Below are 13885 nucleotides of genomic sequence, written 5' to 3'. Positions count from 1 at the left end.
CCCCGTCGGCCACGCCCGCGCTCTCTCCGCCGCATTCTCGTCGCCCACGACCATCGCCACCGTGACCATTCCGACTCCGCCCCCTCGCCGTACTCTCGCATCATCCCACCACAGCCGACCCCCCACAAGCCCAACCACACGCCACACACAACCAACCCCACACCCCCGCCCCAGCCGACTCCCCTCACCGCGAGGGATCCGCCACCGCAGGCGACCAAGGGGAGCACACCCGACCATCCCCTGCGTGGCAGAAAACGCTCGCTGGGAGGTCTCCCAGCGAGCGTTTTCTGCCACGCCTGTCTCGTCGTGGCGGTTTTCACTCGCTAAATGGCACCTCAGCGAGCGAAAACCGCCACGCGCGACAAAGGCGCACACGACGTCACGCAGTGAATTGACATACTGTCAACATCGTCCTATACTCGATGCCGCAATACATTGACACTTTGTCAACACGCGCAACGGAGAGCGTTTCACGGCAGTTTCACGTCGCCTCATCGCCCCTCGCCGCGCACGGAAGAGTAAAGAAAGGACCATCATGCTGTTTCAGGTCTATGGCGACAACGCCGTGTGGCAATGGCTCGGCTGGATACTTGTGTTCTGCTGCCTGATCGGCGCGAACGAACTCGCCCGCCGCACCAAAACCGGCGGCATCGTCGCGTTTCTCGTCGTCCCCGCAGTCCTGACCGTCTACTTCGTCACGATCTACGTGGCGGCCGCAGCCGGCGCGGACTGGGCGCTGAACAATCCGACCTACGTGCACATGACGTCATGGTTCCACTACGCGAAACTGTACGCGGCCACCGCCGGCTGCATCGGCTTCATGGCGCTCAAGTACCGCTGGGGCAACATCGGCAAGTCCGACTGGTTCAAATGCTTCCCATTCGTGATCGTCGCGATCAACATCCTCATCGCCGTCGTTTCCGACTTCGAATCCGCGTTCCGCGCGTGGGGCACCACGTGGGTGTCCACCGAGGGCGTGACGCTCATGGGCGGCTGGCACAACGTGTTCAACGGCGTGGCCGGCCTGATCAACATCGCGTGCATGACCGGTTGGTTCGGCATCTACGTGTCCAAGAAGAAGGACGACATGCTGTGGCCGGACATGACGTGGGTGTTCATCGTCGCCTATGATCTGTGGAACTTCTGCTACACGTACAACTGCCTGCCGACGCACTCGTGGTACTGCGGTCTCGCGCTGCTGCTCGCGCCGACGGTCGCGAACTTCTTCTGGAACAAGGGCGGATGGATTCAGAACCGCGCGAACACGCTGGCGATCTGGTGCATGTTCGCGCAGGTGTTCCCGATGTTCCAGGATTATTCCGTGTTCTCCACGCAGTCGGTGAACAATACGAACGTGAACCTTGCGGTGTCTCTCGTGGCTCTGACGGCAAACGTGCTGGCACTGGGCTATATCCTGATCCGCGCGAAGCGGCAGGGCGTGAACCCGTGGATTCAGGAGGCCTTCAAGGGCACCCGCGACTACGAGCAGGCCATCGCCCGCGCCGAGTAGGTTTCCGTACCTTTCTCGTCTCCGTCCCGGACGTACCACCACCCTTTCCCCGCGCATACCGCACAGCCCTTCCCCCTGACGGACATGCAGCCGATTTCCCCACCCGAATCGGCTGTATGTCCGTTGAGAAGAGACGCGATACTGAGCGCAACCCACCCATAAGCTCTTTTTTCGTCTCCACCCCTTCAACGGACATACAGCCGATAACGATGTGGAAAACGGCTGGATGTCCGTTGAAGGGGTGGGCTGCATCAAGGATCGGGAAGCATCGCTTGGTCAGATGCAAGCTCCTCCAGCACAAGTCCCGCTAACGCAAGTCCCCCAACGCAGGTTCCTCTAAGCAATCCCTCTAATGCATGCAATCCCCTCTAACGCACGCAATCCCCCTAACGGGCATACAGCCGATTTTGCGTTGTAATCGGTTGTATGCCCGTTAGAGGGGATTGCGCGTTATGCGCGCAGAAACTCGCCGGTTACGGGATCGCGGCCGTCGCGTTCGATTGCGGCGAGTGTGCGGCTGCCGTCATCAAGTTCGTGATCGCGCGCCACGGCTGGCGGCACCAGCACCCGTAATGCACGATCCTGCGCCGTGACTTTCACCGGCAGATGACCGATGTATTCGCCGTCGGCCATGAGCACCGGCGGCTCGTCGCCCTCCGCGGCCCGCGTGATCTCGACCTCGCGCACGCGTTTCCACCCGAACACGTGCGAGGCGAGCAGCCGCCCGTTGTATCCCTTGGAAATCGCATCCGCGATCTCCAGCACGTTCGGCATGTGGTCGATCCACACCAGATCCAGCAGTCCGTCCGCGAACCGCGAATACGGCGACACCTCGAGTCCACCGCCGATATGCCGCGAATTGGCCACCGTGATCATCGGCGAGATGATGTCCCGTTCCTCGACGCTGCCGTCCGCGAGCACGGCTTTGATGTGGTACCCGTACTGCTTGAGATGCGCGACCTCGACGAGGACGGCCGCGAAGTACCGCAACGACCCGCCCGGCAGATGCGAATGGTTGGCCCGGTCGTTGATGCTGGCGTCGAGACCACAGTTGAGCATCCCGCCATAATACCGGTCGATCGGCGGCCTGACCGTACCGTCCGCCTCGTCATCGTCATCGACGCCGACGCGGCCCATGTCCGGCGACATCGTGCCGCTACGGTTACTGACGTCACCGCGGCGGCCATGCGCCGCCGTCGGCATCGTCACGTCATCGTCATCGACGGCGTCCGCTCCGCAGGTCAACAGATTGCCGGTCGCCGCGTCGACCGCATACCCTCCCGGCAGCGATGTGACGCGACCCATGTCCACATCGATGTGACTACCACGTACGATCGCCCCGACGATGCCTTCGACCGCCGTCGCGATACGGTTGACCGGCAGGCCCAGACCGCGCGCGAAGTCGTTGCCGGAGCCGGTGGCCACGATGCCCAGCGGTTTGCCGCTGGAGCCGACGGCATTCGCGCCCAATGCGATCATGCCGTCGCCGCCGACCACCACGAGATGACTGTAGTCGTCGCGATGGTCGCGAGCGTTGCGCAACGAATCGTCGAAACTGGTGCCGGTCAGGTCGATGATGTCGAATCCATGCCGACGACCGGCGTCGTCCAGCAATGCCATGACCTGCGCGTCGATCTTGGCGCCCCTGCCCTTGTCGGACACAGGGTTGCCGATCATCGCCACCACGGTACGCGGCGTGCCGCTGCTCACATCACTCATACCGCCCACGATAAACCATGCGCTGCGACGCGCGCCAGCGACAGTGACGAATTATCCGTTCGGTTTCGCACGGCACGAACGGATGTCACTTCGCCGCGGCGAGTCCTTGTTCGATCAACGCGCGGATCGCCTCGGACACCTTCATGCCATGCTGCTTCGCATATTGTTTCACGCGTTGTTCCCCGTCGGGGTCGATGCGGAACTGCATGATTTTGTCGGCCCGCACACGGCCGATCTTCAGCGGACGCCCGCGACGAAGCCACTTGCGCTCCTGCGGAGTCAGCTCGCGCCGCCAAGCTTTTCCCTCGCGAATCCGCTGCTCCGTGGCCTCTTCGGAAAAATCGATATCATAGCCACGTTCGGCCTCCTCTACCGCCTGCTGGAACCGAGCGGCGACTTCGGGCGGAAAATCAGAGTCCTCATAAATCGGTACACCGTGGTGGTAGTAAACCATCGGGCGCTCCTTTCTAGCTTGGCAAGATATCGCTTACGTATCGGCATGGAGTGAATCAGCCACCACCGGTCATCGTCATAGACCAGAATCACTTCAAGCATTACGCCATGCTGAGTAAAACCCAGCAGCATCTCCTTCGGGGGCTCCTCCTGCATATGTTCCTGATGCCAGTAGTGCTCCACCACATACATCGAGTCCTCCAACGGCACGCCGTGCTTGAACGCCGACCGCTTCACGCCGATCCCATTATTGTAATACATAAATATCCCTTTCGGCAACGGACATGCGCGGATTATTCGCAGTCGACCGGGCCGGCGCGGGCACTGCGCGACACCTGCGCGGCGAACGGAACCTGCGTCGGCACGATGGTCGTTACCTGCACGTCCTCCGCATCGACGACGCAGGTCCGCAACCGCACCTCGTTGGCGGACGCCGTAACGCGCGCGATCACGCATGGATCATCGGAACCATTGCGCAACGCGTTCGCAGCCGACACGGCGACCACATCGGCGACGGCCTGTGCCCGCCGCTGGCACACCAGCAGATGACCGGCCGCCGCGACCACGCTGAGCATGACGCCGACAACGAGGATCAGCATCGCGCCGGCGACCGTGCCGGACCCACGATCGGATTCATACGAGATACTGCATATGACGCCGCGCATGACCCGGTACACACGGTCACGCATCATCCTGCGCACGTTGCGCGCCACCGTAGTCCGGCCCGGTTTTCGTCGTCGCACCGGACTACGGGGGCGTTGCCGCGCGGTCATGACGTCACCCCGGTCGCGGCCGCACTCACCCGCGTCGGCAGGACGCCGAGCGGATCGGGAACCACCGGGCACTGCACGACCACCGTCACCTGGTCTGATGCGCGGCGCACCGATGCCATCGCTCCCGATCCGGCTACCGCCCGAGCCACGGACTGCGGATCGGCGTCATCGCCGGCGACGATGAGTTCACGTACCGCCGCCGACGCGGCGTCCTGACAGTCCATCGACACGACGACCGCACGCGACAGACACAACAGCAGCGCCGCCACGGCAACGACGGCGGGGAGCACCACCGCGAATTCCGCGGTGGCCGCACCCTCATCCGCCGACCGGTCGATATCACGATGCACGTCATCGCTATCGCATGCTTTTCGCCGTATCATCATGGTCACCCGACGTTCAGCGCTTTCTTGACGAGGCCGGTCAGCAGCGTTTTGATGCCATCCGATTTGAGCACGGCCATCAGCACCGCCGCGAAACTGGTTGCCGCGACGAGCACCACGGCGTATTCGGCGGTGGCCGCGCCTTCCTCTGGTTCGGCGGTCAACGTGCGTAGCCGGGCATCCAGACAGCACAGCGCACGACTGCCACGTTCGTACAATTCGACGGCGGATCGTCGGGCTTGCGCCATCGGGCCGACCGTCCGGTCAACATTGATCGTTACGTCACTCATAGCGTTCCTTTCACTCGAGCACCGCACCCACATTGGTTGCGATGCTGCCACTATGGCCGATCGGCCGGCTGTGGCAGGAGGAAAACGGACTATGTGGTCGAAAGGTATCGCGGTTATCCACACCCCGGCGTGTCGTCCACATTGATTGTGGATAACACGGCCCATGCGGGGCCGTCACCAATCCCCACAACGGACAACCAGCCGAAAAACAAGACCGAATCGGCTATATGTCCGTTGAACGCTGACGTCAGCAGCGGACACAAGGCCGTCCTACATGACTATGGCCGACACCCTTAACGGACATACAGCCGATTAACCAGACGTTTCCGACTGTATGCCCGTTAGTGAAGAGGGCCGTTACGGCATGAAGGATGCAATGGAGGGGATGATGCCGATGAGGATGAAGGCGGGCAGAAAACACAGACCCGTGGGAATCAGCAAACGTACCGACAACCGGGCGGCGTGCTCCTCGATGCGGGAACGCTCATCCGCATCGCATTGATCCAACGCCGCCTCCAACCGCGTCACCGGCGGAGCGCCACGCGTCCACGATGACTCCAACGCGTGGCGCAACATATCGAAGACCCGCCGTCTCCATGCATCGTCGGCCGCAATGTGCAGTGCGGCGCCCGAATGGGCACCATGTCCCCGCGTGCAATATTTCGCCCCCACCGTCACGACGTCGACAGCCGTCACAGCAGCCATCCCCGCACGCCATGCCGCATTCCATTCGTTCCCCCGTCGCAACGCATCGGCCACGCGGCACAGTCCCGTACCGACTCCATCGTCGTCATCGCCGATCGACTTCCCCACAGCATCCAACGCATACGGAATGGACGCACCCTGCCGCAACGCGACAGCCGTCAACGACAACACCGTCGTCACCGAAATTCGACCCGCCGCCGCGCCGCACAGCCATCGTCTATCAGCATCGACCAGCCGCCGCCGCGGAACATCATCTCTTGCGAGCGCCACCGCCGCACCCGTACAGCACGCGGCCAATAGCCCATACCACACCCGCCTACCTCCGCATCCGTTATTCAATGTCGCGCATCATCGCGCGCATCCACGCCATGCCAATCGCATAACAGATCGCACCAAGCATCAAGCATCCCCATCCCTGCGCCGAGCCAAGCAGAAACGCCATCGGCCGCGCGCCCAAAAACTCGCCGAACAGCACCGTGACCGCCGGCAATGCAGAGAGCAGCCGCACCGTGGCCTGCGGCACGGCGAACGACTGCGCGCGTAGATCGTCCAGCAGCCGGGATCGGCGATATGCCGCGCCCACCGTCTCCAGGCATTGCGCCATCGGGCAGCCTAATGCATCGCTCAAACGTGCGGCGACGGCGATCTCGCAGGCCACAATGCCGATGCTTGCCGCTGATTCTTTGGGCAGTGCGCGTTCGACCAGCAGCGCACGCACCCGCGATTCGGTCAGCCGTGCGACGGCGAAACGGCGACCCAACTGCGTTTCGAATGCCTCGACAGGTGTCGCCCCGCTGCGCAACGACGCGCATGCCGCGGCGATCACCGCGGCGATGCCGATACGACCTGCGGATGTGACGGCACGATCAGTCCGACCGCACCGCACGGACACGTCAGGATCGGCAACGGTCCGGCGAGCGTCGTACGGGCACCCGCAGGAACGCCCGACGGTCAGCGATCGCAACCGTCGCGCACACCGGTCGGCATCATCGCCGATCATGATGGCCATCATCACCAGCCCCGCGGCCATCGCCGCAGTCATATCGCTCATCGGCATCCGATCCTCCCTCGCGCATCCGCACGCAACCCATGCACAGCCACGCGACCCGACCGCACGGCCCGTCCGCGCAACCGCAGCCGGCCGCCGGTCATTCCAGCCATCGCGCCGCAAATGGCCGCCACAACGGGCCGATCATCGGCACGCCGATGCCGTCCCACACGGCGATCACCCGACCGGTCAGCCCCGCCACACCGCCATGATCATCGGCATGCCGCCCGGTCATGCCGTCATCGACATGATCGACGTACTCGACGCGCTCGGCACCCCCATCGCCCCGCACGCAAACCGCACCGTCACACGCGCCCACGCTCCCGCGCGCACTGCCTGACGTTCCGCACGACGCACCTCCTGACACACCGTCCGTCAGCCATCCAATCTGCGCGATATGCCGCCGCCCGGCGGCGTCACGTTCCACGTGAAGCACCACGTCAAAGGCATGCCGAGCCAGCATCGCGGTCGCCTCCACCGGCAATCCGGCAAGCAATCCCAACGACGCCAAACGCGATGGCACACGCGCGACATCATCCGCGTGCAGCGTCACCATGCCGCCACGATGCCCGGAATTGAACGCACGCAGCAGATCGGCGATCTCCTCGCCCCGGCATTCGCCCAACACCACACGATCGGGACGCATGCGCAACGTGGCCTTGACCAGCTCCGGCAGCCCCACGGCGCCGGCGCCTTCGACGTTCGCCTCGCGCGTGACCAGCGACACGCGATTTCCACCGCCGATATCGCCCAGCTCGCGTACCTCCTCCACGGCGACGATACGTTCCTCAGGAGGGCAACGCACCAGCATCGCCTTAAGCAGCGTGGTTTTGCCGGCCCCGGTGCCGCCGGTGACCAGCACCGTCGCGCGTCGGTCGACCAGCGCACGCATCAGCGGCAACCAAACGGCCGGCAGGAAACCAGCCGCGCACAACGCCTCCAAGCTGGGCGGCGAACGTGCGGGAAACCGAATCGACAAGGCGGCACCCTGCGGCACCAGCGGCGCGATCACCGCATGCACGCGCACGCCGTCCACGGAACAGGCATCGGCGATCGGGCAGGCGTCGTCCAAACGGCGGCCAAGCTGCGCGCACAACTGCATCGCGTAATCGCGCACCATGCCCGCCGAGCGGAACGGCACCGGCAGACGGCATTCCTCCATGCCATGGCCACGGTCCACCCATACGCGACCATCACCAGTCACGGTCACATCCGTCACCGCAGGATCGATCGCAAGCCCCGCCAGTGGTCCCAGCATCAACGGAGTCGCCGATCCGCCGGCGGTCACGGATCGCATGGCGCACCGCCCAGCAATCCGTCAGCCCATCGGACCATCGCATCGACCGCCCGCCGGTTCGTGGAGCCGACCGACTGGATGCCCAGCCCGGTCAGCACGTCGGTGCGCAGTTTCGGATCGTCGGCGAGCGGACCGGCAACGTCGCATCCGAGATAGTCGGCCGCCTCATCCGGCGACACCGCACCACGCCGCCGCTCCGCGCCACGCGGCCACGCACCGACCACCAGCACATCCGCGCGGCCGTCAGCCCCCGCAACCGCACCTCCACCAGCGCCAGAACCGATACCGCCGCCCGCCGCGCCCACGTCATCCCGTCGGTGCCGCAACGCGTCCAGATGCGTTCTGGCGCGGGCCAACCCAAGCACGGACAGCTCCACCACGACCAGATGCGCATTGCACGCCAACTCATCGACTTCCGCGACGATTGCGCCCCGCCCGGCATCGACGATAGCGACGTGGTTTGCGTCGGCCAACGCACGAATGGTCGCCTGCGCCTGCCACCAGTCAGGAGGCGGACCGTTCCACGAATCGAACGCCAGCAGCCGCACACCGTCCCAACTCGGCAGCTCATGGTTCAGCGCATCGCCTTCCACACGACCGAGCGGCGCGTCGATCGTCTCGAACCTCGTGCCCGGATCGTTTTCCATGCCCAGCAGCACGTCGAGCCCACCACCGACAAAATCCGCGTCGATCAGCGCGACGGATTCGTGGCGCGCATGCAGCGCACGGGCGAGCATGGCCGCGACGACGCTGAGCCCTACGCCGCCACTGGGCGAGGTGCAGGTGATGATGTTGCCGCACGTGGTCGGCATCGGCTGCTGCGGGTGTGCCGGTTGGATTGGTGCACGCTGTGGCTGGACGACCGGCAGGTATGCGGATTGCCGTTGCGATGATCGGATCGACGGGGACGACTGGGACTGCTGCCACGTCAAGGATGACTGACGCGCGGGAGACTGCGGCGGTGCCGTCTGCTGCGACGACGTGCGATCAGTGTGATAGGTGATGTTCATGCTCCGATTCAATCGCAGTGTGATCGATGGACGTTGGCGAAACGAATGATGTGGTCGAAAGGTCGCCAGGTTATCCACAGGCCGGCGTGTTATCCACATCGATTGTGGACGGATCGCACGTGGAATCATACGATCGTTGTCATTGCGCGGCTCAGCGGCGCATGCCACAACTCCCTTCAACGGACATACAGCCGATTCACCCACCCAAATCGGCTGTATGTCCGTTGAAGGGTGTCTGTCAAGGGGGAAGGGAGGAAGAAGAAATAGCTTGCGGAAACAAAGCACAAACAAGCTCTGCTTAATTCCTTAATGGACGCACCACTTCTTAACTGGTACATAACTTCTCAACGGACATACAGCCGATTCACCCACCCAAATCGGCTGTATGTCCGTTAAGGATTAAGCATGTCCGTTAAAGGTTAGGGGGAGACAGCAAAGGAAGTGACCACGCGACAGTAAAACAGGACAGCCCTTACAAACGCATACCGGTCGCAACAAACAGGTCGCAACAAACCCAACCCCGTACAAACGAAAAGGCCCGCCGAAGCGGGCCTTTTCCCCAAAAGCAGCTGGAGCAGAATCTCTGCACAACATCATCGTCGTAACGGTAAGTCTTTCCAATGCCCGTTCAACGTAACAGTCTTTCGTGACCATACACTCATTGTGGGCTCTGCTCTGTTCAGTTGTTTTGGTACTTCCATAATCTAGTCGCGGCCCGCATCACGCGCAATTCGAGCACCGGTCATGTGCGCTTTTTTGCCGAACTGGTCGATCGCACACCACGACGCAAAACAAATGTGCGACCATGCGCGCATCGAACCGGTTATCTGTTCCACATTGTGCGTTTCGCACGTCCGCGCGGCGTGTCGCGCAGCCTCTCGTGCGTGGCGGAAAACGCTCGCTGACGCCGCGCTTAGCGAGCGTTTTCCGCCACGCACGAGTCAGCCGCCAGCCCAGCCGCACCCGCGATCCGCCCGACCGCCGACAAACGTGAACGCCCGTTGAATTATGAGACGTTTTCTCGCGTTGCGCACATTCCAGCGCATAAAGTAGGGCAGTATGGCACAGATATTTGACGCACCCTCAAAGGCGATTCTCCGCAGCCAGATCGCGGAACACATCGCCGAAACGGACAAGAATGACCGCCGTGAGACGCGTCCCGACGAGCAGCCGTTGCCGCCGGACCGCTTCTTCGACCGTGAACTGAGCTGGCTCAAGTTCAACAAGCGCGTCCTCGAGCTCGCCGAGGACGAGGACCAGCCGATCCTCGAACGCGCCAACTTCGCCGCGATCTTCGCCTCCAACCTCGATGAGTTCTTCATGGTCCGAGTCGCCGGACTCAAGCGCCGCATCGACTCGGGCATCGCCGTCCCGTCGGCCAGCGGCCTGAGTCCGCGCCAGCAGCTGCGCGCGATCAGCGACCAGGCCCACCGCCTACAGGACGAGCACGCGCACTACGTGATCAACCACATCCTGCCGGAGCTCGCCAAAGAGCGCATCGTGCTGCTGAGCTGGGACAAGCTCACCGCCACCGAGCAGGAGCGCCTGTCCCGCTACTACCGTCAGCAGGTCTTCCCCGTCCTCACGCCGCTCGCCGTCGACCCGGCCCACCCGTTCCCGTACATCTCGGGCAACTCGATCAACCTCGCAGTGCTCGTCGAGAACCCGACCTCCGGCAAGTCGCACTTCGCCCGCGTGAAGATCCCGGGCAACCTCAACCGTCTCGTCCCGGTCGACGACATGACCGAGGACGATTCCGCCGAGGTGCGCTACGGCTTCATCACGATGGAGAACCTCATCATCGCCCATCTGGAATCCCTGTTCCCGGGCATGATCATCAAGGAGGCGCGCTCGTTCCGCGTCACCCGCAACGAGGACATCGACGTCGAGGAAGATGACGCCGAGAATCTGCTCAACGCGATGGAGAAGGAGCTGCTGCGCCGCCGCTTCGGACCGCCGATCCGCCTCGAGATCTCCGACGCGACCAGCCCGTTCCTCTCCCAGCTGCTCGCCGACCAGCTCGGCGTGAGCGCGGACGAGGTGTACCGCCTGCCGTCGCCGCTCGACATGACCGTCCTGTTCGAGCTGCAGGGCATCGATCGCCCGGATCTCAAGTACCCGCCGTTCATCCCGACCACGAACCGCCAGATCGCCGAGGTCGAGTCGAGCCGCGCGCAGGACATCTTCGCCGCCATCCGCGAGCGCGACATCCTGCTGCACCACCCGTACGACTCGTTTTCGACGTCTGTGCAGGCCTTTCTGGCACAGGCTGCTGCGGATCCTAAGGTTCTAGCCATCAAGCAGACGCTGTACCGCACCAGCTCGAACTCGCCGATCATCGACGCGCTGGTCGACGCCGCGCACGCCGGCAAGCAGGTCCTCGCGCTGGTCGAGATCAAGGCCCGCTTCGATGAGGACGCGAACATCATGTGGGCGCGCAAGCTCGAACGCGCGGGCGTGCACGTGGTGTACGGCATCGTCGGCCTGAAGACGCACTGCAAGCTGAGCCTCGTCGTGCGCCAGGAGCAGGACGGCCTCAAGCGCTACTGCCACGTGGGCACGGGCAACTACAACCCGAAGACCGCGCGCATCTACACCGATCTGGGTCTGCTGACCTGCGATCCGGTCGTCGGCCAGGATCTGACCCGCCTGTTCAACCAGCTGTCCGGCTACGCGCCGAAGTCCAGCTTCCACCGTCTGCTCGTCGCGCCGCGCACGATCCGCTCCGGCCTCATCCAGCGCATCCGCCGCGAGGAGGACGCCGCCCGCGCCGGTAAGGAAGCGTGGATCAAGATCAAGGTCAACTCAATCGTCGACGAGAAGACCATCGACGCGCTGTACCGCGCCAGCCAGGCCGGCGTGAAGATCGACATCGTCGAGCGCGGCATCTGCGCGCTCAAGCCGGGCGTTCCGGGACTGAGCGACAACATCCGCGTGCGTTCGATCCTCGGCCGTTTCCTCGAGCACAGCCGCATCTACGCGTTCTGCAACTCGGACGGCCCGCAGATCGGCGAAGGCCCGATGTCCGGCCCGGAGGTGTGGATCGGCTCGGCCGATCTGATGCACCGCAACCTCGACCGCCGCGTCGAGGCGCTCGTGCGCATCACCGCCCCGGAGCAGGTGGACGAGCTCATCAAGTACGTCGACCTGCAGATGTCCGACACGATCGCGTCGTGGCACATGCAGCCGGACGGCACGTACGTGCACGTCAGCCACGCCGACGATGGCAGCCTGCTGACCGACAGCCAGGAGCTGCTCATCAAGCGGCACACGCGTCGCCCGCGCACGAACAACTGACGGCGGTGCGTTTTCGACACGGCGTGTGTGACGTGACGAAGACGAAGTGCGTATCGCGGCGACGTGACGTCGTCGCGACCGACACCGTCACGTCGCGCACGTGATAGGATTGTTCACGCTAACAATTCGATATTCGATGGCCGATCCCATTGTGGGGTCGGCCATCGTCGTTTCGGGGACGACTACGTAGCAGTTGCAACTGCAATACAATGGGAGGATGGGCAAAGTGAGACGCATCGTGGAAGCGGCCGGAGGCATTCTCTATCGCATGATGTCCGACGCCGACCAGCCGTCCGATATTCCTGACATTCCCAGCGGTTCCGGTAACGCCGGTCCGATTGACGGTTCGATCAACACGACCGCGGACGCGACGGCCGACGCAACGGCGAATGCAGCCGCACTCGACCACACCCCAACCCCAACCGACATCACCGACCGTATCGAGGTCTGCATCGTCCACCGGCCGAAATACGACGATTGGAGCTGGCCGAAAGGCAAACTCGAGCTCAACGAATCTCACCGCCACGCCGCCGTGCGCGAAATCAGCGAGGAGACCGGCATCTCCGTCGAACTCGGACCGTATCTCGGCGAGATCGAATACCCGCTGGCCGAGGAAGGCAGCAAGAACCGCCATTCCAAGGATCGCACGGTCGACACGAAGCACATCCTGTACTGGATGGCCCGCCCGATCGACGCCGTCGAGGCCGAGCAGCTCATCGACGCGTTCGGACCGGTGCACCGCGCCGATATCGGCGAGATCGACGACATCCTGTGGGTGTCGATCACCGAAGCACGCAAGATCCTGTCGCATTCGACCGACAAGGACGTGCTCGCGCTGTTCGTCGACCGGCTGCAGGAAGGCGCGGCGGACGCACAGAATGTGATCATCGTGCGACACGCCAAGGCCGAGGCGCGCAAGACATGGAACGGCACCGACGAGAACCGGCCGATCACGCCGCGCGGGGCCGCCGCCGCATACGCGCTCAACCGCGAAATCGCCTGCTACAATCCGACGCGGCTCAGCACGTCGCCGTGGATGCGCTGCCAGGAGACGCTGCACGTGTTCTCATGGCAAACGAACCGGCCGATGAACCATCTGGACGCGCTCACCGAGGACGCTTTCGCGGAGAACAACGAACGCGCATGGGACTGCTTCCGCGAGGAGATCAGCTACGCGCTGGAGCATCGCGAAGGCGTGGCGATCTGCATGCATCGGCCGGTGATCGGCGGCATCTTCGACCATCTGCGCGAACTGTGCGCGTCGAAGTCCCTGACGAAGCGGCTCATCGCGAAATCGCCGTACATGCCCACCGCCACCGCGGTAACCTTGTGCGTTGCAGGTTCGCCTGAACATCCGCGCATCATCGATATTCAGAAGGTTTCGCCACTTGTCTACTAGC

The 13885-nt window shown here is 63.5% G+C and carries 12 protein-coding genes; 3 read left to right on the top strand and 9 right to left on the bottom strand.

The genetic code is table 11. The features are described from left to right. The first annotated feature begins 535 nt into the window (after window positions 1–535). Window positions 536–1510 carry a DUF5692 family protein gene (locus DSM100688_RS10560; RefSeq protein WP_152359051.1) on the top strand — a complete coding sequence of 325 codons (975 nt, stop codon included), beginning with the start codon at window positions 536–538 and terminating at the stop codon, window positions 1508–1510. Window positions 1511–1960: 450 nt separating this feature from the next. On the opposite strand, the gene DSM100688_RS10555 is transcribed toward DSM100688_RS10560, so the two are convergent. The 9 genes from DSM100688_RS10555 to DSM100688_RS10515 form a co-directional block, all read right to left on the bottom strand. Then, a complete protein-coding gene (locus DSM100688_RS10555) occupies window positions 1961–3229 on the bottom strand; it encodes a diacylglycerol/lipid kinase family protein (protein ID WP_152359050.1) in 1269 nt (422 codons plus the stop codon). Between the two features lie 85 nt (window positions 3230–3314). Then, window positions 3315–3683, bottom strand: a complete 369-nt coding sequence (locus DSM100688_RS10550) for a hypothetical protein (RefSeq protein WP_152359049.1) — start codon at window positions 3681–3683, stop codon at window positions 3315–3317. Between the two features lie 292 nt (window positions 3684–3975). After that, a complete protein-coding gene (locus DSM100688_RS10545; RefSeq protein WP_239519437.1) occupies window positions 3976–4374 on the bottom strand; it encodes an Rv3654c family TadE-like protein in 399 nt (132 codons plus the stop codon). 77 nt (window positions 4375–4451) lie between these two features. Then, entirely contained in the window at window positions 4452–4838 is a 387-nt protein-coding gene (locus DSM100688_RS10540) for a TadE family type IV pilus minor pilin (protein ID WP_152359060.1), read from the bottom strand. A gap of 5 nt (window positions 4839–4843) precedes the next feature. Then, window positions 4844–5086, bottom strand: coding sequence for a DUF4244 domain-containing protein (locus DSM100688_RS10535; protein WP_239519443.1), 243 nt, complete (start codon window positions 5084–5086; stop codon window positions 4844–4846). 399 nt (window positions 5087–5485) lie between these two features. Then, window positions 5486–6103 (bottom strand): hypothetical protein, encoded by a 618-nt coding sequence (locus tag DSM100688_RS10530; protein WP_240811858.1) that lies wholly within the window; start codon window positions 6101–6103, stop codon window positions 5486–5488. A gap of 61 nt (window positions 6104–6164) precedes the next feature. Continuing rightward, window positions 6165–6884: a type II secretion system F family protein gene (locus DSM100688_RS10525; RefSeq protein ID WP_239519438.1), complete on the bottom strand. Its 720-nt coding sequence runs from the start codon at window positions 6882–6884 to the stop codon at window positions 6165–6167. Window positions 6885–6981: 97 nt separating this feature from the next. Next, window positions 6982–8178, bottom strand: coding sequence for a TadA family conjugal transfer-associated ATPase (locus DSM100688_RS10520; protein ID WP_152359047.1), 1197 nt, complete (start codon window positions 8176–8178; stop codon window positions 6982–6984). Next, on the bottom strand, window positions 8166–9188 hold the full coding sequence (locus DSM100688_RS10515) for a P-loop NTPase (protein WP_163146951.1): 1023 nt from the start codon (window positions 9186–9188) through the stop codon (window positions 8166–8168). Before DSM100688_RS10515 ends, DSM100688_RS10520 begins: the two co-directional genes overlap by 13 nt. A gap of 1059 nt (window positions 9189–10247) precedes the next feature. On the opposite strand from DSM100688_RS10515, the gene DSM100688_RS10510 reads away from it, so the two are divergent. Together DSM100688_RS10510 and DSM100688_RS10505 are read left to right on the top strand one after the other, a co-directional pair. Beyond that, window positions 10248–12485: an RNA degradosome polyphosphate kinase gene (locus DSM100688_RS10510; protein ID WP_152359045.1), complete on the top strand. Its 2238-nt coding sequence runs from the start codon at window positions 10248–10250 to the stop codon at window positions 12483–12485. A 238-nt stretch (window positions 12486–12723) separates the two neighbouring features. Then, a complete protein-coding gene (locus DSM100688_RS10505; protein ID WP_420837505.1) occupies window positions 12724–13884 on the top strand; it encodes an NUDIX hydrolase in 1161 nt (386 codons plus the stop codon). The last annotated feature ends 1 nt before the right edge of the window (window position 13885 follow it).

Source organism: Bifidobacterium ramosum (assembly GCF_009299505.1).
Lineage (GTDB): Bacteria > Actinomycetota > Actinomycetes > Actinomycetales > Bifidobacteriaceae > Bifidobacterium > Bifidobacterium ramosum.
Note: the sequence above shows the minus strand (reverse complement) of the source record. Positions and strands in the feature narration are given on the sequence as shown.

What these genes read in the sequence shown, in the direction of transcription:
- DSM100688_RS10560 (WP_152359051.1), top strand. Translation starts at nt 536, where the DNA reads ATGCTGTTTCAGGTCTATGGCGACAACGCCGTGTGGCAATGGCTCGGC.
- DSM100688_RS10555 (WP_152359050.1), bottom strand. Translation starts at nt 3,229, where the DNA reads ATGAGTGATGTGAGCAGCGGCACGCCGCGTACCGTGGTGGCGATGATC.
- DSM100688_RS10550 (WP_152359049.1), bottom strand. Translation starts at nt 3,683, where the DNA reads ATGGTTTACTACCACCACGGTGTACCGATTTATGAGGACTCTGATTTT.
- DSM100688_RS10545 (WP_239519437.1), bottom strand. Translation starts at nt 4,374, where the DNA reads ATGATGCGTGACCGTGTGTACCGGGTCATGCGCGGCGTCATATGCAGT.
- DSM100688_RS10540 (WP_152359060.1), bottom strand. Translation starts at nt 4,838, where the DNA reads ATGATACGGCGAAAAGCATGCGATAGCGATGACGTGCATCGTGATATC.
- DSM100688_RS10535 (WP_239519443.1), bottom strand. Translation starts at nt 5,086, where the DNA reads ATGGCGCAAGCCCGACGATCCGCCGTCGAATTGTACGAACGTGGCAGT.
- DSM100688_RS10525 (WP_239519438.1), bottom strand. Translation starts at nt 6,884, where the DNA reads ATGAGCGATATGACTGCGGCGATGGCCGCGGGGCTGGTGATGATGGCC.
- DSM100688_RS10520 (WP_152359047.1), bottom strand. Translation starts at nt 8,178, where the DNA reads ATGCGATCCGTGACCGCCGGCGGATCGGCGACTCCGTTGATGCTGGGA.
- DSM100688_RS10515 (WP_163146951.1), bottom strand. Translation starts at nt 9,188, where the DNA reads ATGAACATCACCTATCACACTGATCGCACGTCGTCGCAGCAGACGGCA.
- DSM100688_RS10510 (WP_152359045.1), top strand. Translation starts at nt 10,248, where the DNA reads ATGGCACAGATATTTGACGCACCCTCAAAGGCGATTCTCCGCAGCCAG.